Source organism: Agromyces sp. NPDC058104 (genome assembly GCF_042884835.1).
Taxonomy (GTDB): Bacteria; Actinomycetota; Actinomycetes; order Actinomycetales; family Microbacteriaceae; genus Agromyces.
Map to the genome: position 1 here is coordinate 979400 of NZ_JBHVTD010000001.1, position 26927 is coordinate 1006326.

26 protein-coding genes are annotated in these 26927 nt (G+C 72.1%); 13 read left to right on the forward strand and 13 right to left on the reverse strand.

The annotated features are described in order from the left end of the window. Positions 1 to 2: 2 nt before the first annotated feature. Positions 3 to 965 carry an FKBP-type peptidyl-prolyl cis-trans isomerase gene (locus ACFVTH_RS04665; RefSeq protein ID WP_386942352.1) on the reverse strand — a complete coding sequence of 321 codons (963 nt, stop codon included), beginning with the start codon at positions 963 to 965 and terminating at the stop codon, positions 3 to 5. A gap of 113 nt (positions 966 to 1078) precedes the next feature. On the opposite strand from ACFVTH_RS04665, the gene ACFVTH_RS04670 reads away from it, so the two are divergent. Next, entirely contained in the window at positions 1079 to 1894 is an 816-nt protein-coding gene (locus tag ACFVTH_RS04670; protein WP_387087197.1) for a class I SAM-dependent methyltransferase, read from the forward strand. A 1-nt stretch (position 1895) separates the two neighbouring features. Here the strand turns inward: ACFVTH_RS04670 and ACFVTH_RS04675 are convergent, their stop codons facing one another. From ACFVTH_RS04675 to ACFVTH_RS04685, 3 genes are all read right to left on the reverse strand, one after another. Beyond that, positions 1896 to 2765 (reverse strand): sulfurtransferase, encoded by an 870-nt coding sequence (locus ACFVTH_RS04675; protein WP_387087199.1) that lies wholly within the window; start codon positions 2763 to 2765, stop codon positions 1896 to 1898. A gap of 93 nt (positions 2766 to 2858) precedes the next feature. Next, positions 2859 to 3467 (reverse strand): ankyrin repeat domain-containing protein, encoded by a 609-nt coding sequence (locus tag ACFVTH_RS04680; RefSeq protein WP_387087201.1) that lies wholly within the window; start codon positions 3465 to 3467, stop codon positions 2859 to 2861. 146 nt (positions 3468 to 3613) lie between these two features. Next, on the reverse strand, positions 3614 to 4597 hold the full coding sequence (locus tag ACFVTH_RS04685; RefSeq protein WP_387087202.1) for an SMP-30/gluconolactonase/LRE family protein: 984 nt from the start codon (positions 4595 to 4597) through the stop codon (positions 3614 to 3616). A gap of 146 nt (positions 4598 to 4743) precedes the next feature. Here ACFVTH_RS04685 and ACFVTH_RS04690 point away from each other — a divergent pair, with 146 nt between their 5' ends. Next, positions 4744 to 6015: a sensor histidine kinase gene (locus ACFVTH_RS04690; RefSeq protein ID WP_387087204.1), complete on the forward strand. Its 1272-nt coding sequence runs from the start codon at positions 4744 to 4746 to the stop codon at positions 6013 to 6015. After that, on the forward strand, positions 6012 to 6668 hold the full coding sequence (locus ACFVTH_RS04695; RefSeq protein ID WP_387087206.1) for a response regulator: 657 nt from the start codon (positions 6012 to 6014) through the stop codon (positions 6666 to 6668). Before ACFVTH_RS04690 ends, ACFVTH_RS04695 begins: the two co-directional genes overlap by 4 nt. 36 nt (positions 6669 to 6704) lie before the next feature. Here the strand turns inward: ACFVTH_RS04695 and ACFVTH_RS04700 are convergent, their stop codons facing one another. Next, complete coding sequence (locus tag ACFVTH_RS04700) at positions 6705 to 7925, reverse strand: AAA family ATPase (protein WP_387087208.1); 1221 nt, start codon at positions 7923 to 7925, stop codon at positions 6705 to 6707. Between the two features lie 110 nt (positions 7926 to 8035). On the opposite strand from ACFVTH_RS04700, the gene ACFVTH_RS04705 reads away from it, so the two are divergent. From ACFVTH_RS04705 to ACFVTH_RS04735, 7 genes are read left to right on the forward strand one after another with little or no spacing between them, the layout of a single operon-like run. Continuing rightward, on the forward strand, positions 8036 to 10999 hold the full coding sequence (locus ACFVTH_RS04705) for a Na+/H+ antiporter subunit A (protein WP_387087210.1): 2964 nt from the start codon (positions 8036 to 8038) through the stop codon (positions 10997 to 10999). Continuing rightward, on the forward strand, positions 10996 to 11511 hold the full coding sequence (locus ACFVTH_RS04710) for a sodium:proton antiporter (RefSeq protein WP_387087212.1): 516 nt from the start codon (positions 10996 to 10998) through the stop codon (positions 11509 to 11511). The genes ACFVTH_RS04705 and ACFVTH_RS04710 overlap by 4 nt, the downstream gene beginning before the upstream one ends. Further along, entirely contained in the window at positions 11508 to 13094 is a 1587-nt protein-coding gene (locus tag ACFVTH_RS04715) for a Na+/H+ antiporter subunit D (RefSeq protein WP_387087214.1), read from the forward strand. The genes ACFVTH_RS04710 and ACFVTH_RS04715 overlap by 4 nt, the downstream gene beginning before the upstream one ends. After that, complete coding sequence (locus ACFVTH_RS04720; protein WP_387087216.1) at positions 13091 to 13729, forward strand: Na+/H+ antiporter subunit E; 639 nt, start codon at positions 13091 to 13093, stop codon at positions 13727 to 13729. The genes ACFVTH_RS04715 and ACFVTH_RS04720 overlap by 4 nt, the downstream gene beginning before the upstream one ends. Continuing rightward, complete coding sequence (locus ACFVTH_RS04725) at positions 13726 to 13998, forward strand: monovalent cation/H+ antiporter complex subunit F (protein ID WP_387087218.1); 273 nt, start codon at positions 13726 to 13728, stop codon at positions 13996 to 13998. The genes ACFVTH_RS04720 and ACFVTH_RS04725 overlap by 4 nt, the downstream gene beginning before the upstream one ends. A 52-nt stretch (positions 13999 to 14050) precedes the next feature. Further along, positions 14051 to 14410 carry a monovalent cation/H(+) antiporter subunit G gene (gene mnhG / locus ACFVTH_RS04730; RefSeq protein ID WP_387087220.1) on the forward strand — a complete coding sequence of 120 codons (360 nt, stop codon included), beginning with the start codon at positions 14051 to 14053 and terminating at the stop codon, positions 14408 to 14410. A 38-nt stretch (positions 14411 to 14448) separates the two neighbouring features. Next, entirely contained in the window at positions 14449 to 15660 is a 1212-nt protein-coding gene (locus ACFVTH_RS04735) for a hypothetical protein (RefSeq protein ID WP_387087222.1), read from the forward strand. Between the two features lie 18 nt (positions 15661 to 15678). Here the strand turns inward: ACFVTH_RS04735 and ACFVTH_RS04740 are convergent, their stop codons facing one another. The 6 genes from ACFVTH_RS04740 to paaA form a co-directional block, all read right to left on the reverse strand. Continuing rightward, entirely contained in the window at positions 15679 to 16464 is a 786-nt protein-coding gene (locus ACFVTH_RS04740) for an enoyl-CoA hydratase/isomerase family protein (protein ID WP_387087224.1), read from the reverse strand. Between the two features lie 137 nt (positions 16465 to 16601). Next, the gene (paaE, locus tag ACFVTH_RS04745) at positions 16602 to 17786 is read right to left on the reverse strand and encodes a 1,2-phenylacetyl-CoA epoxidase subunit PaaE (protein WP_387087226.1); all 1185 of its coding nucleotides are present in this window, start codon (positions 17784 to 17786) and stop codon (positions 16602 to 16604) included. Then, positions 17786 to 18286 (reverse strand): 1,2-phenylacetyl-CoA epoxidase subunit PaaD, encoded by a 501-nt coding sequence (paaD, locus tag ACFVTH_RS04750; RefSeq protein WP_387087228.1) that lies wholly within the window; start codon positions 18284 to 18286, stop codon positions 17786 to 17788. The genes paaE and paaD overlap by 1 nt, the downstream gene beginning before the upstream one ends. Continuing rightward, entirely contained in the window at positions 18280 to 19146 is an 867-nt protein-coding gene (gene paaC, locus ACFVTH_RS04755) for a 1,2-phenylacetyl-CoA epoxidase subunit PaaC (protein ID WP_387087230.1), read from the reverse strand. The genes paaD and paaC overlap by 7 nt, the downstream gene beginning before the upstream one ends. Then, on the reverse strand, positions 19143 to 19448 hold the full coding sequence (paaB, locus tag ACFVTH_RS04760; protein WP_387088732.1) for a 1,2-phenylacetyl-CoA epoxidase subunit PaaB: 306 nt from the start codon (positions 19446 to 19448) through the stop codon (positions 19143 to 19145). Before paaB ends, paaC begins: the two co-directional genes overlap by 4 nt. After that, a complete protein-coding gene (gene paaA, locus ACFVTH_RS04765; protein WP_387087232.1) occupies positions 19448 to 20431 on the reverse strand; it encodes a 1,2-phenylacetyl-CoA epoxidase subunit PaaA in 984 nt (327 codons plus the stop codon). The genes paaB and paaA overlap by 1 nt, the downstream gene beginning before the upstream one ends. Positions 20432 to 20579: 148 nt before the next feature. Here paaA and paaI point away from each other — a divergent pair, with 148 nt between their 5' ends. The 3 genes from paaI to ACFVTH_RS04780 all read left to right on the forward strand — a co-directional run bounded on the left by paaI (position 20580) and on the right by ACFVTH_RS04780 (position 23107). Continuing rightward, on the forward strand, positions 20580 to 20990 hold the full coding sequence (paaI, locus tag ACFVTH_RS04770; RefSeq protein WP_387087234.1) for a hydroxyphenylacetyl-CoA thioesterase PaaI: 411 nt from the start codon (positions 20580 to 20582) through the stop codon (positions 20988 to 20990). A 95-nt stretch (positions 20991 to 21085) separates the two neighbouring features. Beyond that, entirely contained in the window at positions 21086 to 22345 is a 1260-nt protein-coding gene (gene paaK / locus ACFVTH_RS04775; RefSeq protein WP_387088735.1) for a phenylacetate--CoA ligase PaaK, read from the forward strand. Between the two features lie 132 nt (positions 22346 to 22477). Next, positions 22478 to 23107: a TetR/AcrR family transcriptional regulator gene (locus ACFVTH_RS04780; protein ID WP_387087236.1), complete on the forward strand. Its 630-nt coding sequence runs from the start codon at positions 22478 to 22480 to the stop codon at positions 23105 to 23107. 29 nt (positions 23108 to 23136) lie between these two features. Here the strand turns inward: ACFVTH_RS04780 and ACFVTH_RS04785 are convergent, their stop codons facing one another. Together ACFVTH_RS04785 and ACFVTH_RS04790 are read right to left on the reverse strand one after the other, a co-directional pair. Continuing rightward, positions 23137 to 23337 (reverse strand): hypothetical protein, encoded by a 201-nt coding sequence (locus tag ACFVTH_RS04785; RefSeq protein ID WP_387087238.1) that lies wholly within the window; start codon positions 23335 to 23337, stop codon positions 23137 to 23139. Positions 23338 to 23508: 171 nt separating this feature from the next. Continuing rightward, positions 23509 to 26637: a DUF5979 domain-containing protein gene (locus ACFVTH_RS04790; RefSeq protein ID WP_387087240.1), complete on the reverse strand. Its 3129-nt coding sequence runs from the start codon at positions 26635 to 26637 to the stop codon at positions 23509 to 23511. Positions 26638 to 26927: the final 290 nt, after the last annotated feature.

The window sequence follows — 26927 nt, forward strand, 5'->3', positions numbered from 1 at the left end:
CGCTACGCCGCGGGCGCGGTGTCCTCGATCTCGACGAGGAACACGAGGGTCTGCCCGCCGAGGTCGTGCGCGGCGGGGTCGGTGCCGTACGCGTACTCGGGCGGGATCACGACGATGAGCTTGGTACCGACCTTCTGGCCGACGAGCGCCGCGCCGAAGCCCTGGATCACGCCGTCGGTCGTGAACGTCGAGGGCTCGCCGCGGGTGTAGCTCTGGTCGAAGACCTCGCCGCTGTCCCAGCTGATGCCCTGGTACTGCACGGTGACGCTGTCGCCCTCGCCGACGGTGTCGCCGTCGCCCTCCTCGAGCACCTTCATCTGCAGCTCGGTGGGCGCGTCGACCTTCGGCAGGGTGACGACGGGGGCCTCGCCCTCGGCGCCGAACTTCACCTCGGGCACGTTCTCGGTCCACTCGGCGGGCTTCAGCGGCTGCTGCACCTCGACGACGTCGACGACGACCACGACGTCCTCGTCGGCCGCGAGGCCGATGGTCTCGTTGCCCTGGCCGTCGTACAGCGCGGCGGCGGGCGCCACGGTCACGGTGCGCGAGCCGAGCGGCACGCAGTCGATGCCGGCGCGGAACGCGTCGAACACGGTCTCGTCGCCGACGGTGATCTGGGCGGGCTGCGAGAGCAGCTGCTCGCCCGAGGTGCCCGAGTAGAGCGAGACGACGGCGTTGATCTTCTGGCCGGCCTCGGTCGTGTCGCCGTCGCCCTCGATGGCGATCGTGCGCTGGAGCTCGTCGGTCTCGAGCGGTGCGGTGAAGGTCGCGGTCGACGCTCCGGGGAACTCGCCCTCGACCTTCACGCCGTCGCTGAGCGCGCCGGACTCGACGTCCATGCAGTCGGCGGTGGCGGCGGGGGTCTCGGATGCCTCGGGGTCGCCGCCGCTCGCGCAACCGGCGAGGAGCAGGGCGGCCGCGGTGGCGAGCGCGAGGGGCGCGCCACGGCGCAGGGCACGGTTCATGGGGGTGACTCGATTCGATCGGAGGACGTGATGCGGTGCACCCAGTCTGCACCGTTCGGCTTTCGATTGCCTGAATCCCGCGAATCCGGCCGATCAGGGGCGAGAATGGGCCCATGGGGGAGACGACGAACGAGCCTGATTTCGTCGGGGGGTTCACGGCTGCCGCCGCGTCCTACGCCGAACTCGACGAGGCGGTCTGGAATCCGATCTCGACGGCGACGGTGGCCAGGTCGAGGCCGAGGTTCGACGAGCTGGTGCTCGATGCGTGCTCGGGCGACGGGGCCTCGGCGCTGCCGACGGCCGAGCTCGTCGGGCCCGGCGGCGTCGTCGACGCGGTCGACCTGACGGCCGGGCTCGTCGACATCGCCCGCGAGCGCGCCGGCGACCGGCTGCCGCAGCTCCGGCTGCACGTCGCCGACGTCACGACGTGGGAGCCGACGGGCTACGACCTCGTGCAGTGCGTGCTCGGGGTGCTCTTCTTCGACGACCTCGACGCGGGCACCCGGCACCTCGTCGAGCGGGCGAAGCCCGGCGGGCGCGTCGCGGTCACGGTGTGGGCGCGCGACGCGCTCGAGCCGGTGCCCGAGGTGCTCGCGACGGCCCTGCCCGCCGATCTCGCGCTGCGACTGCAGGGCGGCGCCGCGTCGCCGAGCATCAGCGACGTCGACACGCCCGGCACGCTCGCGCAGTGGCTCACGGGGCTCGGCCTCGTGCGGGTGCGCGCCGAGATCGTGCGACGCCACCTCGACCTCGACGAGGGGCTGGCATGGTCGCTCGTGACGGGCACGGGCCTGCGCGCGTTCCTCGTCGGACTCGACGACGACGAGCTCGAGGCCGTTCGCGCGCGGTATCTCGCGGGCCTCGCGGCGCGCGAGGTGACGTCGATCGACCTGACGACGCTCGTCGCCGTGGGGTTCAGGGCGGACTGAGTCAGGCCTCGGACCCGGTCGCCACGGGGCGGCCCTCCTCACGCGACCACTGGCTCCAGGAGCCCGGGTAGAGGGCCGCGTCGATGCCGGCGATCGCGAGCGCCGCGACGGCGTGCGCCGCGGTGACGCCCGATCCGCAGTACGCGCCGACGGCGACGCCGGGTTCGGCGCCGAGCGCGGCGAAGCGCTCGCGCAGTTCGTCGGCCGGCAGGAACCGGCCGCTCTCGTCGAGGCTGCCGCCGCTCGGGGCGGAGCGTGCGCCGGGGATGTGGCCGGCGCGCGGGTCGATCGGCTCGACCTCGCCGCGGTAACGTTCGGCGGCACGCGCGTCGAGGAGCACTCCCCCGTCGGGCAGCGCACCCGCCGCATCGGCATCGATCACCGGCATGCTGCCGAAGTGCGCGGTCGCGTCGCCGGGCTCGGGCGAGACCCATCCGGTGTCGAGCGGATGCCCCGCCGCCCGCCATGCGGCGAGCGCGCCGTCGAGCATCCGCACGTCGGCGACGCCGGCGTGGCGCAGCAGCCACCAGGCCCGCGCGGCCGACTGGTTGCCGAGGTCGTCGGTGACGACGACGGTGTCGCCGTCGCGGAGCCCCCAGCGGCGCATCGCCGCGGTGAGCGACGATTCGGTCGGCAGCGGGTGCCGCCCCTCGCCGACCACGTCGTGATCGGCGAGCTCGCGGTCGAGGTCGACGTACACGGCCCCCGGGATGTGCCCGGCGAGGTAGGCCTCGGTGCCGTCGGGGGCGGCGAGCGACCAGCGGACGTCGAGCACCACGGTGCGCGTTCCGGGCTCGGTCCCCCGCTCGGCGGCCTCGCGCTCGGCCGCGAGGCGCTCGAGGAGTTCGTCGTGCTGGATCAGGATCGGCATCCCTCCATCCTGCAGGACGATCGGCACGCGGCATCCCCGTCTCGGCGGCGGATGCCGCGGGGGTACCGCGAGGCATCCGCCGCCGTTCGCGTCTCAGTCGAGCAGCGCGACGATCTCGTCGTAGCCGCTCGCGCGGGCGTGCTCGAGCGCGGTGACGCCGCTGCGATCGGCGATCGACCGGTCGGCGCCGCCATCGAGCAGCACCCGCACGGTCTCCTGGTGCCGCGGCCCGCCGTCGCCGAGGATGACGGCCTCCAGCAGCGCCGTCCAGCCGAGGTCGTTCACGTGGTCGACGTCGATGTCGGTCTGCAGCACGCGTTCGAGGTACTCGACGTGGCCGCGCTCCCCCGCGGGGATGATCGAGATGCCGCCGTAGCGGTTCACGATCGTGAAGTCGGGCTCGGCGGCGAGCAGCACCTCGGCCATCGCGACGCTGCCCGTGACGCCCGTGACGAGCCACGGGGTGTCGCGCTGGTCGTCGAGCGCGTCGGGGTCGGCGCCCGCCGCGACGAGCACGCTCGCGGCCTCGACGTGGTCGGCCGCGGAGGCGAGCAGCAGGGCGGTGCGCCCGCGGGCGTCGCGCGCCTCGAGCGCGGCGCCGGCGCGGACGGCGAGGGAGACGGTCGCGGCATCGCCGGCGGCCGCGGCGCTGAGGAGGGTGCCGTCGGGGTCCGGGAGCACGGGGGCGGGGGTCTCGGTCATGGTGACATCCTCTCGTGGCGGGGCGCTCGGCGAAGCGGACGTCGACCGCGGCGCGTCGGAGCCGAGGGGCCCGCCGCTCGCCGCGCACCCGGTGAGCAGCAGCGCCGCCGCGACGATCGCGACGACGCTGCGACGACCGGCGCCGGTCAGCCCCACGGCGACCCCACGATGTCGTACGGGCCCGAGGCCGCGGGCTGCTCGTCGAACTTGCTGTCGACGGCGAGCAGGCGCCCGTGCAGCATCTTGGCGGTCGTGTAGACGCGGTCGGGGTCGCTCGCCCGCTGCTCGATGCGGTGCACCGCCTCGCCGTCGGCCGCGACGCGCATCGTCGCGACCATCTTCGAGAAGTTGCGGATGACCGTCAGTTGGTTGCCCTGGCGCACGAGGCCGTCGGCGTTCACGAGGTCGGCGCCGTGCGTGTCGATCTCGGTCGCGGCGGCGGTCGTCGCGTCGAATCGCCACAGCTGGCCGGTGTTGCCCTGGGCGACGACGAAGGCGCTCCGGTCGGCCGAGAGCACGATGCCGCCGAGGTTGAAGCCCGCCGCACGCTCGACCGTGCCGGTGGCATCGGCCCAGAGCTCGGCCCGCCAGGTGCCGCCCTCGTGGGCGACGCGGAAGATCTGCGGGTCGTTCGAGTTGGTGAAGTACGCGGCGCCGTCGGCGCCGATCGCGACGTCGTTGAGGAACGCGTCGGGCGTGCCGGGCACCCGGAGCGCGGCGAGCAGCTCGCCCTCCTCCGAGTACACCCACAGGTCGGGGCGGTCGGGGTTGCCGATGCCGTTCGGGCCGCCGGCGACGTAGACGTTGCCCGCGGCGTCGACCGTCACGCCGCGGGCGGTGTAGCGGCCGTCGGTGCCGTCGCCGGCGAGCCACTCCTCGGCCTGCGGGTTCCGCACGTCGCCGCGGTGGATCTCGCCCCCCGTGACCTCGCTGACGTAGAACAGGCCGCGCCGCTCGTCGGCGCCGATGCCCTCGAACCGCGAGCCCGCGGCGTCGCCCGGCACGCTGTAGCGGTCGGGGCGGCCGCGGTCGGCGGCCTGCGCCGCGTCGGCTCCGGTCGTCAGCGTGGCCGACGTGATGCCGGCCGTGAGGCTCGCCGTGGCGAGTGCGATCGCGATGGTGCGCTTCATGGTTCTCCTCGTCTCAGCACGCCGGTCCTCGACGTGCACTCCCAGCCTCGGGGCGGGATCGGGCACGGGCGTCGGGCGATCGGCTGCACTTGGATAGCCGATCGGATGATGCCGGTCGGCGGCGCCCGTGCCTAGGCTTGGCGATCATGTCCGTCTCCGACCAGACCGGCCTCCGGGGCATCCTCGCGCCCGTCGCCAGCCTCGACCGCTGGTTGCAGATCGTGTTCCTCGCCCTGCTCGCGACCTCGGCCGTGCGCTATCTCGAACGCCACGGGTTCGGCCCCGACGGCGTGCTCGTGCTCGCGGGCGCGGCCCTGCTCGCGGTCGCGTACTCGGTGCGCCCGCTGCTGCCGACGCGCGCCTGGTGGCCGACCGCGTGGGTGGTGACCGTCACGGTGCTGTGGGCGCTGCTCACGCTCGCGGCGCCGTCGTTCGCGTGGTGCGCCGTGCCGCTCGGCTTCGCCGTGCTCCAGGTGCTGCCGTTCCGGGGCGCCGTGGTCGTCGTCGTGCTCATGACCGGCCTCGTGACGGCGGCCGAGCTCCGCATCGCCGACGGCGTCGACCCGACGGTGATCGTCGGCCCGATCGGCATCGCCGTCGTCACGGTGCTCGTCTACCGGGCGCTGCAGCGCGAGTCGGCGGCCCGGCAGCGACTGCTCGACGAGCTCACCGACGCGCAGGACGAGCTGCTGCAGGCGCAGCACCGCGCCGGGGCGCTCGCGGAGCGCGAGCGGCTCTCGCGCGAGATCCACGACTCGGTCGGGCAGCAGCTGTCGAGCATCAACCTGCTGCTGCAGGCGGCCGAGCAGGACTGGTCGGCGCGCCCCGACGCGGCGCGCCGGCACGTGCGCACCGCCGCCGCGACCGCCCGCGAGGGCCTCGACGAGGTGCGTCGCGTCGTGCGCGACCTCGCTCCCGCCTCGCTCGAGGGCGGCAGTGCAGAGGCACTGCCCGACGCGCTCGAGCGCCTCGTCACGGATGCCGCCGCCACCGGCGACGGCGCCGCACTCGAGTTCCACCGCCACGGCGACGCCCGTGTCGTGCCCGCGGCGGTAGCCGGCGCCCTGCTGCGCAGCGCGAGGGGCGCGCTCGCGAACGCGCTCGAGCATGCGCGGGCGCGGCGCGTCGTGGTGAGCCTGACGTTCCAGCCCGACGAGGTGCGCCTCGACGTGCGCGACGACGGGGTGGGCTTCGACCTCGAAGGCTCCGGCCGTCGGGGCGCGCCGGATCGCAGCGCCGGCGAACGCGCGGTCGGCGAGCGGGGCGCCGGCGAGCGCGGCCACGGCCTGCGCGGGCTGCGCGAGCGCGCACAGGAGCTCGGCGGGCGGGCCGAGATCGAGAGCGCGCTCGGCGACGGCACCACGGTGTCGGTCTCCTTCCCACTGGAGGGCGGCACGAGCGAGCGGAGCGCGTCATGACCGCGGCATCCCCGACTGAGCAGGGCGCCGAGGTGCGCGTCGTGCTCGTCGACGACCACCCGGTCGTCCGCGCCGGGCTGGCGGCCCTCCTCGCCGGTCGGGCCGAGTTCGAGGTCGTCGCCGAGGCGGGCGACGCCGACGAGGCGATCTCGAAGGCGCGGGCGTACCGCCCCGACGTCGTGCTCATGGACCTCAACCTCGGCGCGGGGCCCGGCGGGGTCGAGGCGACCTCCCGGCTGCGCGCGCTCGACGAGCCGCCCGCCGTGCTCGTGCTCACCACCTACGACACCGAGGCCGATATCCTGCGGGCCCTCGAGGCCGGCGCGGGCGGCTACCTCCTGAAGGACGCCCCGCCCGAGGAGCTCTTCGCGGGCATCCGCGCGGTCGCCCGCGGGGAGACCGTGCTCGCCCCGTCGGTCGCCGCGACCCTCGTGCGCCGTGCGGCCGCGCCCGGTCCCGTCGTCACCGAGCGCGAGGTCGAGGTGCTCGAGCTGCTCGCCGAGGGGCTCGGCAACAAGGAGCTCGCGCGCGAGCTGCTCGTCTCGGAGGCGACGGTGAAGTCGCACCTCTCGCACATCTACGCGAAGCTCGGCGTCGACACCCGAGCGGGCGCCGTCGCCGCGGCGATCGAGCGGCGGATCATCCGGCGGTGAGCCGGCGGCACGGCCCGGGGCGCGCCCGCACGGCGCTCAGTGCTCGCGCGGCTTGCGCTTCTGCACCTGCGGCACGACGAGCTCGGGCACCGCGCGGCGCATGAAGCGATCGAAGTCGGGCACCGTGAACGCGGCGTAGCCGTGCTCGGGGGTGTAGAGCAGCCCCATGTCGATGAGCTCGGCGCGGGTCGGCCCGACCTGGGTCGACTCGCGGCCCATCACGCGTGCGACGTCGGCCGCCTTCTGCGGCGCCGGGCCGAGCTCGGCCATCGCACGCATGTAGGCGGTCTGCAACGGGGTCGCCCGGTCGAGCCGCACGCGGAAGAACGAGCCGTCGAGCTTCGACTCGTACGCCTCGCGCGCGAGCTCCACGTCGTCGCGGCGCACCCGGCCTCCGGCCGCCACCCCCCAGACCTGGTAGCCGAGCTCCTGGATGAAGTACGGATAGCCCTGCGTGATCTCGATCGCGAGCTCGACGGCGTCGTCGTCGAAGACCACGCCTTCGACGAGCGCCGGCTCGACGAGGGCACGGCGGGCGTCGTCGTCGCTCAGCGAGCCGATCACCGGGAACTTGAACAGCCGCTCGGCGTACGACTTCGCATCGCCGGCGAGTTCGGCGATCTGCGGCAGCCCTGCGCCGACGAGCGTGATGGGCAGCTTGCGCTGCACGGTCTTGTGCACGGCCTGGATGAGCGCCTCGAGCTGCGTGCGCCCGAGGAACTGCACCTCGTCGATGAGCAGCACGACCCCTCGCTCGCGTTCGGCGGCGGCCTCGCCGAGCGCGACGAACACGTCGGTGAGGTCCATCGCGAGGTCGCCGTGATCGCCCTCGCCCTCGGCGGGCGGGATGTCCCACGAGACGCTGAACGTGCCCTGCTGGTCGACCGACACGGCGAACGCGCTCAGCACCTCGGCCGCCCTGCGGCTCAGCTCGGTCCAGCGGGCGCGGGGCGAGAGCCGCAGCAGTGCAGCCTTGAGCTGCGAGAACATCGCCTGACGGAAACGCACGTCGTCGTGCTTGCTCGCCTCGATCTCGACGACCTCCCAGTGGGCCGCGTTCGCGAGGTCCATGAACTGCCCGAGCAGCACGGTCTTGCCGACGCCGCGCAGGCCGGTGATGATCATCGACTGCTCGGTGCGACCGCGCTCGAGGCGGCTGAGCAGCACCCGGAAGCCCTCGAGCTGGTCGTCCCTGCCGACCACGATCTCGGGCGCGGCACCCGCGTTCGGGGTGTACGGATTGCTGATGGCATCCATGTCGGCGATCTTAGAGGTTTTAGAAGGTTTTATCCATCATGAATAAAACGAACTAAAGTCTTTCGATCCTCCCGTAGACTGAAGACTCGGCGCGAGCGTGAGGAGTGTGGATGATTCTCTCCCTCGTGCTGTTCGGCGCCCTCGCCCTCGTCACCCCGCTGCTCACCCGCGTGCTCGGGCGCCGCGTCTTCGCCGTCATCGCGTTGCTGCCCGCCGCCGTGTTCGTGCTGCTGCTGGCCTGGCTGCCCGGCGTGCTCGCCGGCACCCCGGTCGTCGAGACCGTGGAGTGGATCCCGGCGCTCGACATCGCGCTGAGCTTCCGGCTCGACGCCCTCGCGCTGCTGCTCGCCCTGATCGTGACCGGCATCGGCGCGCTCGTGCTGCTCTACTGCATGAACTACTTCACCGACGACGAACCCGCACTGGGGCGCTTCGCCGCGCTGCTGCTCGCCTTCGCCGGGGTGATGTTCGGCCTCGTCACCGCCGACGACGTCTTCGTGCTGTTCACCTTCTGGGAGGCGACGAGCGTGCTCTCGTACCTCCTCATCGGCCACTACACCGGCCGCAAGGAGAGCCGCGGGGCGGCGCTGCAGGCCCTCACGGTGACGACCTTCGGCGGGCTCGCGATGCTGGTCGGCCTCGTCATCCTCGCCGTCGAGGGCGGCACGACGAGCCTCTCCGAGCTCGTCGCGAACCCGGTCGGCGGCGCGGCCGGCGAATGGGCGATCGCCCTCGTGCTCGTCGGCGCGGTCTCGAAGAGCGCACTCGTCCCGTTCCACTTCTGGCTCCCGGCCGCGATGGCGGCGCCCACCCCCGTGTCGGCGTACCTGCACGCCGCGGCGATGGTGAAGGCGGGCGTCTACCTCGTCGCGCGGCTCGCCCCCGGCTACGCCCAGCTCGACGTCTGGCATCCCATCGTCATCGGGCTCGGCGGGCTCACGATGCTCGTCGGCGGCTGGCGCGCACTGCGCCAGTACGACCTCAAGCTGCTGCTCGCCTACGGCACCGTCAGCCAGCTCGGCTTCCTGATCATGGTGACGGGCCTCGGCACCCGCGACGCCGCACTCGCGGGCGTCGCGCTGCTGCTCGCCCATGCCCTGTTCAAGGCGACCCTGTTCCTCGTCGTCGGCATCGTCGACCATGCGGCCGGCACGCGCGACTGGCGCAAGCTCTCGGGCCTCGGCAGGCGGATGCCGGTGATCGCCACGACCGCCTTCGTCGCGGCCGCCTCGATGGCGGGTCTGCCGCCCGTCCTCGGCTTCGTCGCGAAGGAGGCCGTCTTCACGGCCGAGCTCGAGTCGGCGCTCGCGGGCGACACCTGGGGCTGGATCGCCCTCGTCGCCGCGTTCCTCGGCTCGGTGCTCACGGTCGCGTACACAGTGCGCTTCGTCTGGGGCGCGTTCTTCACCAAGGCGGAGGTCGCGCCCACGCCCCTGCACCGCGAGAGCCCGGCGATCGGCATCGCGCCCGCGCTCCTCGCCGGGGCATCCGTCGTCTTCGCCTTCGCCGTGCCGCTCATCGAGCCCCTCCTCGCCGCCTACGCCGACGAGCTGCCGGGCGGTCACGACTACCACCTCGCCCTCTGGCACGGCCTCGAACCCGCACTCGCCCTGTCGGCGGCCGTCTTCGCCCTCGCGGCCCTCCTCGTCTGGGGCCGGCAGCGGGTCGCCCGCCTGCAGGCCGCCATGCCGCCCGCGCTCGACTCGGCGCGCGGCTACCTCGGCATCGTGTCGTTCGTCGACCGCCTCGCCGCCAGGGTGACCACCGCGTTCCAGGTGCGCGGCCTCGCCGGCTACCTCGCGATCATCATGGTCGTCTTCATCGGCGGGCTCGGCACCGCGGCGATCCTCAACGCCTCGTGGCCCGACGGCGTGCGTCTGTGGGACTACCCGGCGCAGCCGTTCATCGCGTTCATCATGGCGATCGCCGCGATCGCCGCCGCGATCGTGCGCCGCCGCGTGACCTCGGTGCTGCTCGTCAGCGTCACGGGGTACGGTCTCGTGCTGCTCTTCGGCATGTCGGGGGCGCCCGACCTCGCGCTCACCCAGGCCCTCGTCGAGACGCTCACGATCGTCGTCTTCGTGCTCGTGCTGCGCCGCCTGCCCAAGCAGAGCTCGGTGCACCCCACTGCGCTCGGCCGGGTGACCCGCACCGTGATCGGCGTGCTCGCCGGCCTCGTGATGGGCGTCATCGGCCTCGTCGCCCTCGGCGCCCGCGTCGAGCCGACCATCGCCGAAGGGCTTCCGGCGCTCAGCATCGAGGCGCACGGCAAGAACATCGTGAACGTCATGCTCGTCGACATCCGCGCGTGGGACACGCTCGGCGAGATCTCGGTGCTCGTCGCCGTCGCGACGGGCGTGGCGAGCCTCATCTTCGTCTCGGGCCGCACGGGTGGGGCACCTCGCCTCGACGAGCAGCCCGACCGCCGCAACCGGCTGCAGCCCGTGCTCGAGCCGGCCTCGAGCATCCGTGCCGCGAAGCCACGGCTCGCCGAGGTCGACGACGAGACCGACGCCGCCGCCGAGGCCCACGAGAACCGCCAGACCTGGCTGCTCGCCGGCCGCACGCTCTCGCCGCGCAACCGCTCGATCCTCATCGAGGTGCTCGTGCGGCTGCTCTTCCACCCCGCCATCATCGTGTCGGTGTACCTGCTCTTCGTCGGCCACAACGCCCCGGGCGGCGGATTCGCCGGCGGCCTGCTCGCCGGGCTCGCCCTCGTGGCCCGCTACCTCGCCGGCGGGCGGTACGAGCTCGGCGAGGCCGCACCGGTCGACGCGGGGCGCCTGCTCGGCACCGGCCTCCTGCTCGCGGCGGGCACCGCGGCCTCCTCGCTGCTCTTCGGCCTCACCGCCTTCGAATCGACCTGGTTCGAGGCCGACGTGCCCGTGCTCGGGCACCTCTCGATCGGCACCTCGACGCTCTTCGACATCGGCGTCTACCTCGTGGTCGTCGGGCTCGTGCTCGACATCCTCCGCTCGCTCGGCGCCGAGGTCGATCGGCACCAGGAGGAGGTCGAGGGCGACCCCGAGGCATCCGACCCGACCGCCGCCGACCGCGAGGGGGCCCCGGCATGACCGCATCGCTCACCCTCGTCGTCCTCATGGCCGTGCTCTTCGGCGCCGGCATCTCGGTGATGCTCGAGCGCAGCCTCACCCGCGTGCTCATCGGGTTCCTGCTCGTCGGCAACGCGGTGAACATCCTCATCTACCTCATGAGCGGCGCGCCCGGCCTCGCGCCGATCCTCAGCGAGGGCGTCGACGCCGACGAGATCTCCGACCCGCTCCCCCAGGCGTTCGTGCTCACCGCCATCGTCATCAATCTCGGCATCACCGCCTTCATGCTCGCCCTCATCTACCGCTCCTGGTGGCTGGCGAAGCTCGGGGCGAAGGGCGATCTCGTCGACGACGAGGCCGAGCTCGCCGAGGACGCCGAGGAGACGGCCGACCTCATCCGCTCCTCCGCGGCCGACGACGAGGCGATCCAGTCGCTCATCGAGGCGAGCGACGAGGAGTTCGACGGGATCGACGACGAGCTCGAGCGCGAGGCATCCACCCGTGACGCCGACGACGAGGAGGCCCGCAGATGACCGCCGTGCTCGTGCCCCTCGTCGTGCTCCTGCCGATGCTCGGCGCCGCGACCGCGCTCATCCTCGGCCGGCACCGGCGCGCGCAGATGGCCGTCGGCGTCTCCGTGCTCGCCGCGGTCACGGTCATCGCCGCGGTGCTCCTCGTCGCGGTCGACACGACCGGGCCCGCCGTCGTCTACCTCGGCGCGTGGGACGCCCCCTGGGGCATCACCCTCGTCGTCGACCGCCTGTCGGCGATCATGCTCGTCATCTCGGCCATCATGCTGCTCGTCGTGCTCGTGTACTCGGTCGGCCAGGGCATCGCCGACCAGCACCGCGAGACGCCGGTCTCGATCTTCCACCCGAGCTACCTGATCCTGTCGGCGGGCGTGTTCAACGCGTTCATCGCGGGCGACCTGTTCAACCTCTACGTCGGATTCGAGATCCTGCTCGCGGCGAGCTACGTGCTGCTCACCCTCGGCGGCACGGGCGAGCGCATCCGCTCGGGCGTCACGTACATCATCACGAGCCTCGTGTCGTCGCTGTTCTTCCTCTCGGCGATCGCGCTCATCTACGGTGCGACCGGCACCGCGAACATCGCCCAGCTCTCGGTGCGCCTCGCCGAGCTCCCCCAGGACGTGCAGCTCATCCTGCACCTGCTGCTGCTCATGGCGTTCGGCATCAAGGCGGCCGTGTTCCCGCTGTCGTTCTGGCTGCCCGACTCGTACCCGACGGCCCCCGCCCCGGTGACGGCGGTGTTCGCGGGCCTGCTCACGAAGGTCGGCGTCTACGCGATCATCCGCACCGAGACGGTGCTCTTCGTCGAGAGCGACGTGTCGACGCTGCTGCTCGTGATCGGCGGGCTGACGATGCTCATCGGCATCCTCGGCGCGCTCACGCAGGCCGACATCAAGCGACTGCTCTCGTTCACCCTCGTGAGCCACATCGGCTACATGGTCTTCGGCATCGGACTCTCGAGCGTGATCGGGCTGACGGCCACGATCTACTACGTCGTGCACCACATCACGGTGCAGACCGCGCTGTTCCTCACGACGGGGCTCATCGAGCGCTTCGGCGGCGCGACGTCGATCACGCGCCTCGCGGGCCTCCTCAAGGCCTCGCCGTTGCTCGCGGTGCTCTTCTTCATCCCCGCGATGAACCTCGGCGGCATCCCGCCCTTCTCGGGGTTCCTCGGCAAGGCCGGCCTCTTCCTCGCGGGCGCGCAGGGCACCGCGGAGGGCGGCGCGTCGGGCCCCGACTGGCTCGTCTGGGTCGTCATCGCGGCCGGCGCGGCGACCTCGCTCATCACGCTGTACGCGCTCACCCGCTTCTGGAACATGGCGTTCTGGCGGGGTCGCGACGAGCTCGAGGGCTACGAGTCGGTGCTGCTCGGCTCGGTGCTCGAGGCGCCCGAGGGCGCGACCGTCACGGCGACCCGCACGACGCCCGTGCTGATGGTCGTCGCGACCGCCTCGCTCGTCGCGGTCACCGTCTGCCTCACCGTGTTCGCCGGCCCGCTGTTCGACCTCGCGGGGCGCGCGGCCGAGGGGCTCAGCGACCCGTCGGCGTACGTCTCGATCGTCTTCCCCGAGGGGGTGCGATGACCCACACGAACGAACCGATCTCGCGCTGGCGCTCGGTCTGGCGACAGCTGCCGCTGCTCGTCGCGCTGCTCGTGCTGTGGCTCCTCCTCTGGGACCACATCGACGCGCTCAGCATCGTCACCGGGGTGCTGCTCGCGATCGCGGTGACCCGCGCCCTCTACCTGCCGCCCGTGCTGCTCAGCGGCCGTTTCAACCCCTGGCGCGGCCTGCTGCTCGGGCTGCGGATGATGGTCGACGTCATGTTCGCCTCGCTGCAGGTGGCGGCGTACTCGATCTGGCCGTGGTGGAAGCCGATGAACTCCATCATCGTCGTGCAGCTGCACACCCGCTCCGACCTCGTGACGACGCTCACCGCCGAGGCGATCTCGGTCGTGCCCGGCACCGTGGTCGTCGACATCGACCGTGAGCGCGGCCTGCTCTACCTGCATGCGCTCGGCACCCGCACCCAGGCCGACATCGACCGCACGCATCGCCAGGTGCTCGGCACCGAGGAGCGCATCGTGCTCGCGATCGGCACGCACGAGCAGGCCGAGGTGGTGCGCGCCGAGCGTCGCGCCCGTCGCGCCGGCGAGCGCACGACGAGCCACTCCGACATGCACCAGGGGCCGTCCGGCCGGAACGGAGGCACGCCATGACCTTCCTCACCCTCGTCTCGATCATCGCCGGCCTCATGTTCGGCATCGGCGCGATCGCCGCGGTCGTCCGCATCATCAAGGGGCCGTCGATCCTCGACCGGGCCCTCGCGACCGACGTGCTGCTCGCGATCGCGATGTGCGCACTCGGCGCCGAGATGGCGATCAACAAGCACACCGACACCCTCGTCGTCCTGCTCGTGCTCGCGATGTTCGCGGTCGTCGGCTCGATCTCCATCGCACGCTTCATGGCGAAGCAGGATGCCTCGTGAGCGCCGCCGAGATCGTCCCCGTGGAGCCGGGTGCGCGAATCGAGGGGCGCCGATGAACGCCGCCGAGATCGTGGTCGGGCTGCTCATCCTCGTGAGCGCGTTCCTGTCGATGGCCGCGGGCATCGGCATCGTGCGCTTCCCCGACGTGCTGACCCGGCTGCACGCCGCGACGAAGCCGCAGGTGCTGGGCCTCGCGACGGTGCTGCTCGCGATCGCACTGCGCGCGCCCACGTGGGGCGTCATCAGCACCGTGATCGTGATCATGACGTTCCAGCTGCTCACGCAGCCGATGACGGCGCACATGCTCGGCCGCTCGGCGTACCGCACCGACCACGTGCGCCGCGACCTCCTCATCGAGGACGATCTCGGCCGCGACATCGCCGAGCACGACGAGCACCCGGCCGAGCGGTGAATGCGGGCGATGCCATCGCGCGCAGGTACGATCTGCGGATGAGCCAGGCCCAGCCGACGACGACCGCGCGGTTCGACGCGGCCCCGCTGCTCGATCGGGTCGACCGCGCGTCGGTGCGCGACTACGAGGCCCGCGCCGGGTTCCGTGCGGGCGGCGTCGGGGTCCCCTGGTACGGCGTCGTCTTCGGCCTCCTGCTCGGCGGCTTGGCCGCCGTCGTCGTCGCGTTGCCCCTCTCCGGCGTCGTGATGCTCGTCGACGGAGCGCTCGAGGCCTGGGTGGGCACCGGCATCCCCGGCGACCTCGTGTTCCCGGTGGCGCTCGCCGGTGCCGTGACGATCATCGCGGGCGTCGCCTGGTACGCCGTGGCGTCGTCCCGCCTCCAGGGCGAGTCCCGATTCCGGGTCAGTCGCTTCGCGGCGGCGAACGGTCTCGAGTTCGAGCCGCGCCGTGTGGATCGCGAGGAGCCCGGCATGATCTTCGGCCTCGGCACCGACCGCGTCGCCAGCGAGATCGTGCGCCTGTGGCATCCTCGACCGGTCGAGATCGCGAACTACCGGTACGTGAAGAAGACGACGAAGACGCACGAGACGTTCCAGTGGTCGTACCTCGCATTCACGCTCGATCGCGAACTGCCGCACATCGTGCTCGACGGCGTCGGCAACGACTCGAGACTGCTCGGCTCCAACCTGCCCGTCGCCCTCGCGACCGCGCAGCGCCTCTCGCTCGAGGGCGACTTCGACCGGCACTTCACCCTGTACTGCCCCGAGGGCTACGAGACCGACGCGCTGTACCTCTTCACGCCCGATCTGATGGCGCGCTTCGTCGACGCGGGCGGAGACCTCGACGTCGAGATCGTCGACGACCGCCTCTACGTCTACGCGAGCGGCGGGCGATCGTTCGCGAGCGCCGACCCCGCCATGTGGGAATGGGTCTTCACGACGGTCGACGCGCTGAACGCGAAGCTCGGGCGCTGGGAGCGCTGGCGCGACGATCGGCTCGCCGAACCGGCCCGACCCGGCGCCGACGGCCCGTCCGCGGCCGACGGTGCGACCGTGACCGACGGTCCCGGTGCGACGAGCGCCGCCGGCGCCCTCACCGCCGACCCGCTTCCCGCGATCCCCCGCGGTGTTGCGCCCCAGGGGCGACGGCTCAGGCAACGGATCCCGCTCATCGCGTTCCTGCCGATCGCCGTCATGGTCGGCATCTGGTTCTGCATCCCGCTGCTCGAGTCGCTCGGCCGCGGCGACTGAGCCAGGGGCGCTGCGCGCTCAGCCCCGCCCGGTGAACGCGGGCGTGCGCTTCTCCTGGAACGCGGCGAAGCCCTCGCGGTAGTCGGCGGTGTCGCAGAGCGCGGCCTGCGCCCGGTTCTCCTCGGCCATGGAGGCCCAGAGGCCGAGCCGCTCGTCGCGGAGCGAGGCGACGAGCCGCTTCGAGGCGACGAACGCCTGCGTCGCGCCCTGCGCCGCCCGGGCCGCCGCTGCGCGGGTCGCCTCCAGCACCTCGTCGGCAGGGAACACCTGGGAGAACAGCCCCGCGGCCACCGCCTCGGCCCCCGTCATGAGCCGGCCGCTGACGATGAGGTCCATCGTGCGGTGCGCCCCGAGGCGCTCGACGAAGAGGGCGTGGCCGCCCGAGTCGAGGGTCGCGCCGAGGTTCGCGAACGGCGAGCCGATCTTCGCGGTGTCGGCGACGTAGACGATGTCGCTCGCGATGAGCAGCCCGAGCCCGACGCCGAGGCAGGCGCCGTGCGCAACGGCGAACGTCGGCACCGGGATGCCGGCCATGCGCTGCAGCAGCGGCTCGACGAGCCCGCCGAGGTAGCCCTGCACGTCGTCCTCACGTGGATCGACCCCCGAGATGTCGCGGCCCGCGCAGAACGCGCGGCCCTCGCCGCGCAGCACGAGGGCCCTGACCTCGCCCGACTGCGCCAGGCGCTCGGCCTCGGCGTAGGCCGCCGAGAGCTCGCCCAGCGCGGCCTCGTCGAGCGAGTTGAGCTTCTCGGGCGCGTTCAGCACGACCTCGGCGACGCCGCGTTCGGCGGTGAACTCGATCATTCTCTTCTCCTCATTCCGTTGCTCAGGACACAGACGGTGTTGCTCAGGACTGCGGTGGCCGATGCGGCCTCTCGGGCGGCGTTTCGTCCTGAGCAACACGGGCTCCGGAGCATCCGCTCCTGAGAAACCGCATCAGCTCAGACGTCGTAGTCGACGACCACGCGCTCCGACTTCGGGTGCGACTGGCACGTGAGCACGTAGCCGCGCTCGAGCTCGTCGGGTTCGAGGGCGTAGTTCTCGGTCATGTTCACACTGCCCTCGACGACCCGCGCACGGCAAGTGCCGCAGACGCCGCCCGCGCACGCGAACGGCACGTCGGGCCGCACCCGCAGCGCGGCGTTGAGGATCGACTCGTTCGCCGAGACCGGGCTCTCGACGGTCGACGACTGCCCGTCGAGGGTGAACTCGATCGCCACCGTGTCCTCGCCCTGCTTGACCTCGACCGGGCGGCCGTGGCGCGGCTCGACCCGGTCGGCGTCGGTCGTGAACAGCTCGTAGCGCACGTGCGCCGCGGGCACGCCCCGCGCCTCGAGGGTGTCGCGGGCGAGCTGCACGAGCTCGAACGGCCCGCAGAGGAACCACTCGTCGACCGTCTCGGGCCGGATGAGCACGTCGAGCATGGTGTCGAGCTTCTCGGCGTCGATGCGGCCGGAGAGGATCGGCGCGGTGCGCTGCTCGCGCGAGAGCACGTGGTGGAGCGCGAGGCGCGAGGGGTAGCGGTCCTTCAGCTCGGCGAGCTCCTCGAGGAACATCACGTCGAGCGTCGAACGGTTCGTGTAGACGAGCTCGAACTCGGACGTCTCGGAGCGTGCGAGCACCGTCTGGGCGAGCGCCATGAGCGGGGTGATGCCCGAACCCGCGGCGATCGCGACGATGTGCTTGCCGTCGAGGGCGTCGAGGGTCGAGGTGAAGGTGCCCTGCGGGCTCATCACGTCGAGGGTGTCGCCCGCCTGCAGCTCGCTGTTCGCCCAGCTCGAGAAGATGCCGCCGAGGTCGCGCTTGATGCCGACCGAGATGCGACCGGTGCCGTCGTCGGCGACGTGGGGAGGGCGGCAGATCGAGTAGCTGCGCCGGCGCTCGTGCCCGTCGAGCTCCTTGCGGAGGGCGACGTACTGGCCGGGCAGGTAGCTGTACTCGTCGGCGAGCTCGGCCGGCACGGTGAAGGTCACCTCGACGGCGTCGCTCGTGAGCGGGCGCACCTCGGCGACCTCGAGCTCGTGGAAGCGGGCGCGACGGCGCTTGGTCACGTGCTCGCCGCCGACCGTCGCGTTGAGGAAGGCCTCGGCCGCCGTCTCGGTCGAGCCCAGGTTTCTCGCCGCCATCAGATCACCTTGAAGTAGTCGAAGGGCTCGAGGCACGCGCGGCACTCGTAGAGCGCCTTGCACGAGGTCGAGCCGAAACGGGCGATCTCGCGCGTGTCGAGCGAGTCGCAGCGGGGGCACTTCACCGCGAGCTGCACGCGCACGGGGCCCGAGCCGCGCGCGGCGGCGAGGCCCGTCGGCGCCTGGATGCCGTAGCGGCGCAGCTTCTGCTTGCCCTCCTCGGTCATCCAGTCGGTCGTCCAGGCGGGCGCGAGCACGAGGTCGACCCGCACCTCGTGGTACCCCGCGTGCGTGAGCGCGAGCACGACGTCGTCGCGCATGGCGTCCATCGCGGGGCATCCGCTGTAGGTGGGGGTGAGCTCGACGTGCACGGCACCGTCGTCGGCGACCTCGACCGTGCGCAGCACGCCGAGGTCCTCGATCGTGAGCACGGGGATCTCGGGGTCGGTCACGGTCGCCGCGACCTGCCAGGCGGTGCGTTCCGCCGTCGCGGTCACCACGACGCCCCCGGGTGCTGGCGGGCGAGCACCTGCATCTCGGCGAGGAGCGGCCCGAGGTGCTCGGTGTGCGAGCCTCGGCGCCCGCCGCCCGAGGCGGTGTAGGCGGTGCGGCCCGAGGGCCGTTCGAGCCCGGCCTCGGCGAACACCTGGTCGACGGCCGACTCGAACGCCGCTCGCAGCGTCGAGGGCAGCACGGCGACCCCGTCGGCGGCGAGGCGCTCGGTGAGCTCGTCGTCGGCGAACAGCTCGTCGACGTACGGCCAGGTGACCTCGACGCCGCGGATCATACGACGGCGCGACTCCTCGGTGCCGCCCGCGAGCCGCAGCACCCACTGGGTCGCGTGGTCGCGGTGGTAGTCGACCTCCTTGACCGACTTCGCGGCGATCGCCGCGAGGGTCGGATCGGTCGAGCCGGCGAGCGCACTGTAGAGCTCGAAGAGGTAGAGGGATGCCACGAGCTGACGCGCGATCGTGCACGCGAAGTCGCCGTTCGGCTGCTCGAAGAGCCAGGCGTTGCGCCACTCGGGCTCGTCGCGCCAGTAGGCGAGATCGTCCTCGCTGCGGCCCGTGGCGCTGCCCGCGTAGTGCAGCAGCGAGCGGGCGTGCCCGATGAGGTCGAGGCCGATGTTGCCGAGGGCGACGTCCTCCTCGAGCTCGGGCGCCCGGGTGATCCACATGCCGAGCTGCTGGGCGAGCACGAGCGCGTCGTCGCCGAGGCGCAGGGCGTACTCCGCGGCATCCGCCGAGGCGGCGCGACCGGCGCCCTCTCCCGATCCGGCGAGCTCCTCGGCGAGCGCGACCCGGTCGACCGAGACGTCGCCGTGGACGTCGCCGTGGGGGTCGAAGTCGTCGCCGCTCACAGGTGCTTCACCCCTTCGCTCTTCGTGTAGTACACCGCGTGCCGGTAGTTCTTGCCGGCCGGGCTCTCGAAGTAGGCGCCCTTCGCGTCGGGGTCGCTCGTCGTGACGGCCTCGGCCGGCACGACCCAGATCGAGACGCCCTCGTTGCGGCGCGTGTAGAGGTCGCGCGCGTTGCGCACGGCCATGTCGGCGTCGGGCGCGTGCAGCGAGCCGACGTGCACGTGGCTGAGGCCGCGGTTGGCGCGCACGAAGACCTCCCACAGGGGCCAGGGCTCGGTTCCCATCTCACCGGGGGTCGACATCATGCCACCGCCTTCGCACGCTCGGACTGCTTTCGGGCGTACTCGGCTGCGGCTTCGCGCACCCAGGCGCCCTCTTCGTGCGCCTCGCGGCGGCGGCGCAGGCGTTCGGCGTTGGCGGGGCCGCGGCCGGCGAGCACCTCGTTGAACTCGGTCCAGTCGATCCCGCTCATGTCGTATTCGCCGGTCTCCTCGTTGAAGCGCAGCGCAGGGTCGGGCAGGGTGACGCCGAGCACTTCGGCCTGCGGCACGAGCATGCCGACGAAGCGCTGGCGCAGCTCGTCGTTCGAGAAGCGTTTGATGTTCCACGCCATCGACTGCGCCGAGTTCGGCGACTGGTCGTCGGGCGGGCCGAACATCTGGAGCGCGGGCCAGTACCAGCGGTTCACCGAGTCCTGCGCCATCTGCCGCTGCTCGGGCGTGCCCTGCATGAGCTCGAGCAGGATCTCGAAGCCCTGCCGCTGGTGGAACGACTCCTCCTTGCAGATGCGCACCATCGCCCGGCCGTACGGGCCGTACGAGGCGCGGCAGAGCGGCACCTGGTTGCAGATCGCGGCGCCGTCGACGAGCCACCCGATCGCGCCCATGTCGGCCCAGGTCGGGGTCGTGTAGTTGAAGATCGACGAGTAGCGCGCCTTGCCCTCGATGAGCTGCTCCATCATCTCGTCGCGGCCGATGCCGAGGGTCTGCGCGGCCGAGTAGAGGTAGAGCCCGTGGCCCGCCTCGTCCTGCACCTTGGCCATCAGGATCGCCTTGCGCTTGAGGCTCGGCGCGCGCGTGATCCAGTTGGACTCGGGCTGCATGCCGATGATCTCGGAGTGCGCGTGCTGGCTGATCTGGCGGATGAGGGTCTTGCGGTAGGCCTCGGGCATCCAGTCGCGGGGCTCGATGCGCGAGTCCTTCGCGATGAGCTCGTCGAAGAGCGCCTGGCCCTCGTCGTCGGGCGCCTGATCGGCGACCGGGCTGAGCACGGCGGCTGCGGTCATCATCGACTCCTGTGTCTCGGTGAGGATCGGGGCGCTTCGCGAATGACGACGCCTCGTGGCATCCAACATTACTAACCGATCGTTCAGTTAGTATATAGTCATCGTCAGCGTCGCAGCAACGGCGCCCGAACTCGATGAGGAGTCGAACATGACGGAAGCCGCGACCGCCCCGAACCGCGCGATGATGCAGCGCGACCTCGCCTCCGCGGCGCTCGGCATGGTCGTCGAACACGACGACCCCGGCCACGCCGTCGTCTCGATGCGCGTGCGCGACGACATGACCAACGGCTTCGGCATCACCCACGGCGGCCTCGTCTTCACCCTCGCCGACACGGCCTTCGCCATCGCCTGCAACGAGGACGAGACCGTCACCGTCGCCGCGGGCGCCGACATCACCTTCCTGAAGTCCACCGTCGCGGGGCAGACCCTCACCGCGACCGCCGTCCGCCGCACCCGGTCGGGCCGCACCGGACTGTACGACGTCTCGGTCGTCGACGAGCACGGCGACGCGGTCGCCGAGTTCCGCGGCCGCTCCCTCTCCACCAACCGCACCCTCTGACCAGCACGGAGCCCAACGTGTCGACGACGACCACCTCCCCCACCGTCTCGGGCCTCGTGCCCCCGCGCCCCGACGAGCTCGACCCCGAAGAGCGGATGACCCGCGGCGAGCTCGAAGCGCTGCAGCTCGAACGGCTCCAGCAGACCGTCGCGCACGCCTACGCGAACGTGCCCCTCTACACGGCGAAGTTCGACGCGGCCGGGGTGCACCCCCGTGACATCCAGACCCTCGCCGACGTCGCGAAGCTGCCCTTCACCACCAAGGAGGACCTGCGGCAGACGTACCCCTTCGGCATGTTCGCGGTGCCGATGGCCGAGGTCGCGCGCATCCACGCCTCGAGCGGCACGACCGGGCGCCCGACCGTCGTGGGCTACACGAAGGGCGACCTCGACCGCTGGGCGACGCTCATCGCCCGCTCGCTCCGCGCGAGCGGGGTGCGCCCCGGCATGAAGGTGCACAACGCCTACGGCTACGGCCTGTTCACCGGCGGGCTCGGCGCCCACGCGGGCATCGAGAAGCTCGGCGCGACGGTCATTCCGATGTCGGGCGGCCAGACCGCCCGACAGGTGCAGCTCATCGTCGACTTCGAGCCCGACGCCATCCTCTGCACGCCGAGCTACCTGCTCACGATCGCCGATGCCATGGTCGCGGCGGGCATCGACCCGCGCTCGACCTCGCTCAAGACGGCGGTGCTCGGCGCCGAGCCGTGGACGAACGAGATGCGCCACGAGCTCGAGCAGCGCCTCGGCATCGACGCGCTCGACATCTACGGCCTCAGCGAGGTCATGGGCCCGGGCGTGGGCAACGAGTGCATCGAGACGAAGGACGGCCCCCACATCTGGGAGGACCACTTCCTGCCCGAGGTCATCGACGGCGACTCGGGCGCCGTGCTCGCCGACGGCGAGATGGGCGAGCTCGTCTTCACCTCGCTCACGAAGGAGGCGTTCCCGGTCATCCGGTACCGCACGCGCGACCTCACGCGCCTGCTGCCCGGCACCGCGCGCCCCGCCATGCGGCGCATCGAGAAGATCACGGGCCGCAACGACGACATGATCATCCTGCGCGGGGTGAACCTCTTCCCGACGCAGATCGAGGAGATCGTGCTCGGCATCGAGCAGCTCACGCCGCACTTCATCCTCGAGCTCACCCGCGAGGGCCGCATGGACGCCATGACGGTGCGCATCGAGCGGCACCCCGAGCTCTCCCGCGAGGTCTGCGAGGCGGCGACCGAGGTGCTCGCGAAGCGCATCAAGGTGCTCATCGGCTCGACCGTCGAGGTGCGGCTCGAGGAGCCGGGCGCGCTGCCGCGCAGCGAGGGCAAGTACAAGCGGGTCTACGACCTGCGAGGCCAGTGACCGCGCCCCTGGCGGGGGTGCGAGGAGTTGCTCGCTGCGCCACTTCAGCGGGCTCTGCGCCGGTTGAGGTGGCGCACGGGGTGACGAAGTGGCGCACTCGACGCGCGGGATGCGGGTGAGAGACTTGGGGCGATGAGCGAGAACGGATCACTCCGGAGGGGCCGGCCGGGCTACGACCAGCAGGGCATCCTCGACGTCGCCGTCGCCGCCTTCAACCAGTACGGCTACGACGCGACGTCGATGGGCGTGCTCGCCGATCGGCTCGGCCTCTCGAAGTCGGCCATCTACCACCACTTCGCCTCGAAGAACGAGATCCTCGAGCGCGCCCTCGACGACGCGCTGAGCGCGCTCGAAGGGGTGCTCGGCGAGACGGATGCCACGGCCGGCCGCGCGGCCGATCGACTCGACCTCGTGCTGCGGGGCGCCGTGCACGTGCTCGTCGCCAAGCTGCCGACCGTCACGCTGCTGCTGCGCGTGCGCGGCAACACCGAGGTCGAGCGCCGTGCGCTCGCCAGGCGTCGCGCGTTCGACCGCGCGATCACGGCCCTCGTCGAGGAGGCGCAGGCCGAGGGCACCCTGCGCAGCGACCTCGACGCGAGCGTCGTCGCGCGGCTCGTCTTCGGCATGGTCAACTCGATCGTCGAGTGGTACCGACCGGGCGGCCGCGAAGACGCCGACAAGCTCGCCGACGACGTCATCGCGATCGCGCTCGACGGGCTGCGCATGCCGACCTCCAACCGGGTCCAGGAGCTCCTCGGCTGAGGCGCCCGGCCGCGGCCGGTGCGCCCGGCTCAGGCCGCCGCCCACCCGCTGCCGGCGGTCGCCGCGCGCCGCGCCCGCCGGGGGCGGTGGCGTCGCGGCTCGCGGTGCGCGGGCTCTGAGTCGTCGCCGGCCTGCCGTTCCGCCACGACGCGGCGCCGTTCGAGTTCGCGCGCGAGGCGCGCCTCCTCCGCGGCGCGGAGGTGCGGGAAGGTGCTCTCCGAGATCAACATGTCGACTCCTCCTGCTCGGTCGACTTCGAGCCTCCGCTCTGAGGTGGGGGTGGGGCATCCGGCGATCGCCTTAACTTCGGAACCGGCTGCCCGAGCGCCGTCCCGAGCCGGCGCCGCGAACGGAACGGGCCGCGCACCCCGGAGGATGCGCGGCCCGTCGGGCAGGTGCCGTTACGCGCGGCGACGACGCGCGACGACGAACAGCACCGCACCGCCGAGCAGTGCGAGCGCACCCGCGGCGAGGGCGGGCACGAGGCCGTCGACGCCAGTGGAGGCGATGCGATCGGGTACGGGCAGCTCGAGCGTGTTCGTCAGCACGACCTCGACGACGGTGCCGTCGCCGATCACGATCGTCGACTCGCTGAACTCGGCGCCCGTCCAGCTCGCCCCCTCGACCTCGGCCGGGGCGAACTCGGCCAGCGTCACGACCGCGCCGTACGGGATCGGCTCGCTCGTGACCGCCTCGCCGTCGGCCGTCACGGTGAGCACGCCCGCGCCGCCGGCGAATCCCGGGCCGGCCGCGTACTCGTAGCGCACCGTGAACCGCGCGTCGCCCGGCAGCTCACCGGCGCCCGAGCCGACGACCTCCTTGCGCACCGAGAACGCGCCCGAGTTCAGCTCGAGCGTGTTCACGGCGACCACGTCGAGTTGCTCGTCCTTCGCGACGACGAACGTGTTCGACGCCTCGAAACGGGGCGTCGCCCACGTTCCGCCGACGACCGCGTCGGGCGCCTGCTCGCGGAGCGTCACGACGGCGCCCGCGGGCACGTCGTCGACCGTCACCGCGGTGCCGTCGCCCGGCACGACGATCTCGGTCGGCTCGAGCGCCTCGTAGCTCGCGCCGGCGGGGTACTCGAAGGTGAAGGTGTACTCCGCATCGGCGGCGGCGAGGTGCGCCCCGGTGCCCTCGACGCGCTTCTGCAGGCTGAACGAGCCGACGTCGCGGGTGATCGTGTTCGTGAGCGTGACGGCCACGGTCGTGCCGTCGCCGATCGTCACGGTCTCGGGCGAGAAGACCCCCGTGCCGGTCCAGGTGCCGCCGACCACCGGCGCGGGAGGCGCCTCGCTCAGACGCAGCACCGCCCCGTACGGCAGGGGCCCGCTCGTGGCTGCCGTGCCGTCGGCGGAGACGACGAGCTCGCCCTCGCCCGCCGTGAACCCGATGCCCGCGTCGTACTCGTAGCGGATGGTGAACGTGTCGGCCACGGGCACGAGCGAGGCACCCGTGCCGTCGAGCACCTTGACCCCCGAGAAGGACCCCGAGTCGAGAGTCAGCTCGTTGTCGAGGTCGACCGTGATGCGGTTGTCCTTGACGACCGTGAAGGTCTTCTCGCTGAAGACCGGCTCCTGCCAGGTGCCGCCCTCGACCTCGTCGAGCACCTCCTCGAGCGTCACGACGGCGCCGGCGGGCAGCCCGTCGACGCGGGTCGCGTCACCGCCCGCGGTCACCTCGACGGTGCCCTCCGCACCCTCGTAGACACCTCGCTCGACGTCGGCCGGGTACGACCACTTCACGGTGAAGACGGGGTCGTCGACGAGGCCCGCGCCGTCGCCGTCGAGGGTCTTGACGATCTCGAAGGCGCCGAAGTCGCGGGTGAGGGTGTTCGTGACCGAGACCTCGACGTCCGCGGTGTCGGCGGTGACGGTCAGCTCGGCCGGCTCGATGACCGGCGACTGCCAGCTCGCACCCGGGATCGCCGTCGGCGCGGACTCGGTGAGGCTCACCACGGCGCCGATCGGGAGCCCCGGGATCTCGACGCGATCGCCGCCCTGCGGGAGCGCGACCGAGCCGCCGCCGGCGGGGATGCCCTTGGCGGGGTCTGCTGCCCAGCGGTAGCCGAGGGTGAAGGCGAGATCCGCGGGGATCCGCATGCCGTCGTCGTTGACGACGGTCTTGCGGGCGCCGAGCGACGACCTCTCCAGCGTCGCGCGGTTCTGCAGCCGGATCTCGGTGACCTTGCCGAGGTTGCCGTTCGCCGACGAGAAGGTCAGCTCGAGCCGCTCCGACTCGGTGCCGTCGGGGAGCACGAACACGGGGTCGGCCCAGGTGACGTTCGCCGGCTCGACCGGCACGATCTCGTCGAGCGTGATCGTGGTGCCCTTGAAGAGCTCGTCGCTCAGGAACGACTCGCCGGAGCGCAGCTCGATCGTTCGCCGCTCGGTGACCTCGCCGTCGAGCGTGGCCGTGTAGTCCACCGTGAACCGCGGCGTCAGGGTCGTGTCGCCCGCGAGCTCCTTGGTGAGCTGGAACTTCGCGAAGTTGCGCCCGACCACGGTGCCCGACCCCGAGTACCGGGTGGCGGTGCCGGTCGTGGTGCCCGGCTCCTCTCCCTCGATCTCCCAGCGGGCGGTGTTGGAGTACGTCTTCGCCCTGCCCTCGTCGAGCACGCGGACGTTCCAGACGACCTCGTAGATCGAGCCCGCGATGCCCTGCTCGCCCTCGGGAGCGGCGGCGCCGAGGCCCGCGACGGAGGTGAAGTCGACCCGCGTGCGGTCGGCGGAGACGGTGACCTCGCCGGCGGGCTTGCCGCGGAAGACCGGGTTCTGCCGGCCGAGCGAGTCGTACGCGAGCGAACGCGCCTCGTACACCTGCGGGTCGCCGATGATCTCGAAGGCGGTCTCGTCGATCGCGTCGGTCACGGTGACGTGCCGGCCGGCCGGGATGCCGCCCTCGGGCGTCGGCACGCCGACCCACCAGGTGATCGTGTCGTCGAGGTTGCGGTACGAGCCGCTCTTCCACGCGCCCCAGCCGCCGAACTCGCAGTCCTCGACGCAGCGCCCCGGGTTCGGATGCACCGTGGCCGGGGCCTCGACATCGCCGAACTCGAAGACGTGCTCGACGGTCTCGAGGTTCTCGAGCCACACCTGCACGCGGAAGGTGAACTCGCCGCTCATCTCGAGCTCGTGGCCGTCGACGTAGTCGGGGTCGACGGTGCAGCTGATCATCGAGGAGGTGACGAGGCACTCGCCCGCGGGCTCGCCGTCGGGGTCCAGCATCGCGAAGCGGTCCTCGTGACCGGTGAGCCCTTCGGGAAGCTCCATCGACACGCTGACGGGGTTGACCGCCTCGCCGGGCACGCTCCACTTCACCGTGAGCTCCTGGCTGCTGCCGTCGTCGAACTCGCCGTTCACGAACGCGACGTCGTCGATCGAGATCGGCGAGCCCTCGGCGGCCTGGGCGGCCGTGCCGAGCACGAGCGCGTTCGCGCCGATCGCGAGCAGTGCGGCGACCGCCGCGGCGACGGTGCGCCGGATGCGCCGCCGGTGATTCGGGGGCGTTCCGCTTCTGAGGTTCGTCACCTGTGCATTCCTTCCGTTTCGGGCGTCCGGACGGAACTCATCGGCAGGCGATGACCCCGTGGCCCGAGGGCGCGGCAGGGTGCACGACGGCGCGGCATCGAACGGGGTCGGGCGCGGGTACACCTGACTCCACCGGTCCCTCGGGTGAGGACGGGCGGCTGACGTTGCCGCCACCCGAGTGACGCGCGCGCGGTCCGGTTCATGACGCGCCCGCACCTGAGAATCCCCTGTGCACCTCGTCCGTCCCTTCGTGGTCGGGCGCCGGATGCCCCGGACGCACGCCGCGCGGA

Coding starts and splice junctions, on each gene's coding strand:
- ACFVTH_RS04665 (WP_386942352.1), bottom strand. CDS start 965: ATGAACCGTGCCCTGCGCCGTGGCGCGCCCCTCGCGCTCGCCACCGCG.
- ACFVTH_RS04670 (WP_387087197.1), top strand. CDS start 1,079: ATGGGGGAGACGACGAACGAGCCTGATTTCGTCGGGGGGTTCACGGCT.
- ACFVTH_RS04675 (WP_387087199.1), bottom strand. CDS start 2,765: ATGCCGATCCTGATCCAGCACGACGAACTCCTCGAGCGCCTCGCGGCC.
- ACFVTH_RS04680 (WP_387087201.1), bottom strand. CDS start 3,467: ATGACCGAGACCCCCGCCCCCGTGCTCCCGGACCCCGACGGCACCCTC.
- ACFVTH_RS04685 (WP_387087202.1), bottom strand. CDS start 4,597: ATGAAGCGCACCATCGCGATCGCACTCGCCACGGCGAGCCTCACGGCC.
- ACFVTH_RS04690 (WP_387087204.1), top strand. CDS start 4,744: ATGTCCGTCTCCGACCAGACCGGCCTCCGGGGCATCCTCGCGCCCGTC.
- ACFVTH_RS04695 (WP_387087206.1), top strand. CDS start 6,012: ATGACCGCGGCATCCCCGACTGAGCAGGGCGCCGAGGTGCGCGTCGTG.
- ACFVTH_RS04700 (WP_387087208.1), bottom strand. CDS start 7,925: ATGGATGCCATCAGCAATCCGTACACCCCGAACGCGGGTGCCGCGCCC.
- ACFVTH_RS04705 (WP_387087210.1), top strand. CDS start 8,036: ATGATTCTCTCCCTCGTGCTGTTCGGCGCCCTCGCCCTCGTCACCCCG.
- ACFVTH_RS04710 (WP_387087212.1), top strand. CDS start 10,996: ATGACCGCATCGCTCACCCTCGTCGTCCTCATGGCCGTGCTCTTCGGC.
- ACFVTH_RS04715 (WP_387087214.1), top strand. CDS start 11,508: ATGACCGCCGTGCTCGTGCCCCTCGTCGTGCTCCTGCCGATGCTCGGC.
- ACFVTH_RS04720 (WP_387087216.1), top strand. CDS start 13,091: ATGACCCACACGAACGAACCGATCTCGCGCTGGCGCTCGGTCTGGCGA.
- ACFVTH_RS04725 (WP_387087218.1), top strand. CDS start 13,726: ATGACCTTCCTCACCCTCGTCTCGATCATCGCCGGCCTCATGTTCGGC.
- mnhG (WP_387087220.1), top strand. CDS start 14,051: ATGAACGCCGCCGAGATCGTGGTCGGGCTGCTCATCCTCGTGAGCGCG.
- ACFVTH_RS04735 (WP_387087222.1), top strand. CDS start 14,449: ATGAGCCAGGCCCAGCCGACGACGACCGCGCGGTTCGACGCGGCCCCG.
- ACFVTH_RS04740 (WP_387087224.1), bottom strand. CDS start 16,464: ATGATCGAGTTCACCGCCGAACGCGGCGTCGCCGAGGTCGTGCTGAAC.
- paaE (WP_387087226.1), bottom strand. CDS start 17,786: ATGGCGGCGAGAAACCTGGGCTCGACCGAGACGGCGGCCGAGGCCTTC.
- paaB (WP_387088732.1), bottom strand. CDS start 19,448: ATGTCGACCCCCGGTGAGATGGGAACCGAGCCCTGGCCCCTGTGGGAG.
- paaA (WP_387087232.1), bottom strand. CDS start 20,431: ATGACCGCAGCCGCCGTGCTCAGCCCGGTCGCCGATCAGGCGCCCGAC.
- paaI (WP_387087234.1), top strand. CDS start 20,580: ATGACGGAAGCCGCGACCGCCCCGAACCGCGCGATGATGCAGCGCGAC.
- paaK (WP_387088735.1), top strand. CDS start 21,086: ATGACCCGCGGCGAGCTCGAAGCGCTGCAGCTCGAACGGCTCCAGCAG.
- ACFVTH_RS04780 (WP_387087236.1), top strand. CDS start 22,478: ATGAGCGAGAACGGATCACTCCGGAGGGGCCGGCCGGGCTACGACCAG.
- ACFVTH_RS04785 (WP_387087238.1), bottom strand. CDS start 23,337: ATGTTGATCTCGGAGAGCACCTTCCCGCACCTCCGCGCCGCGGAGGAG.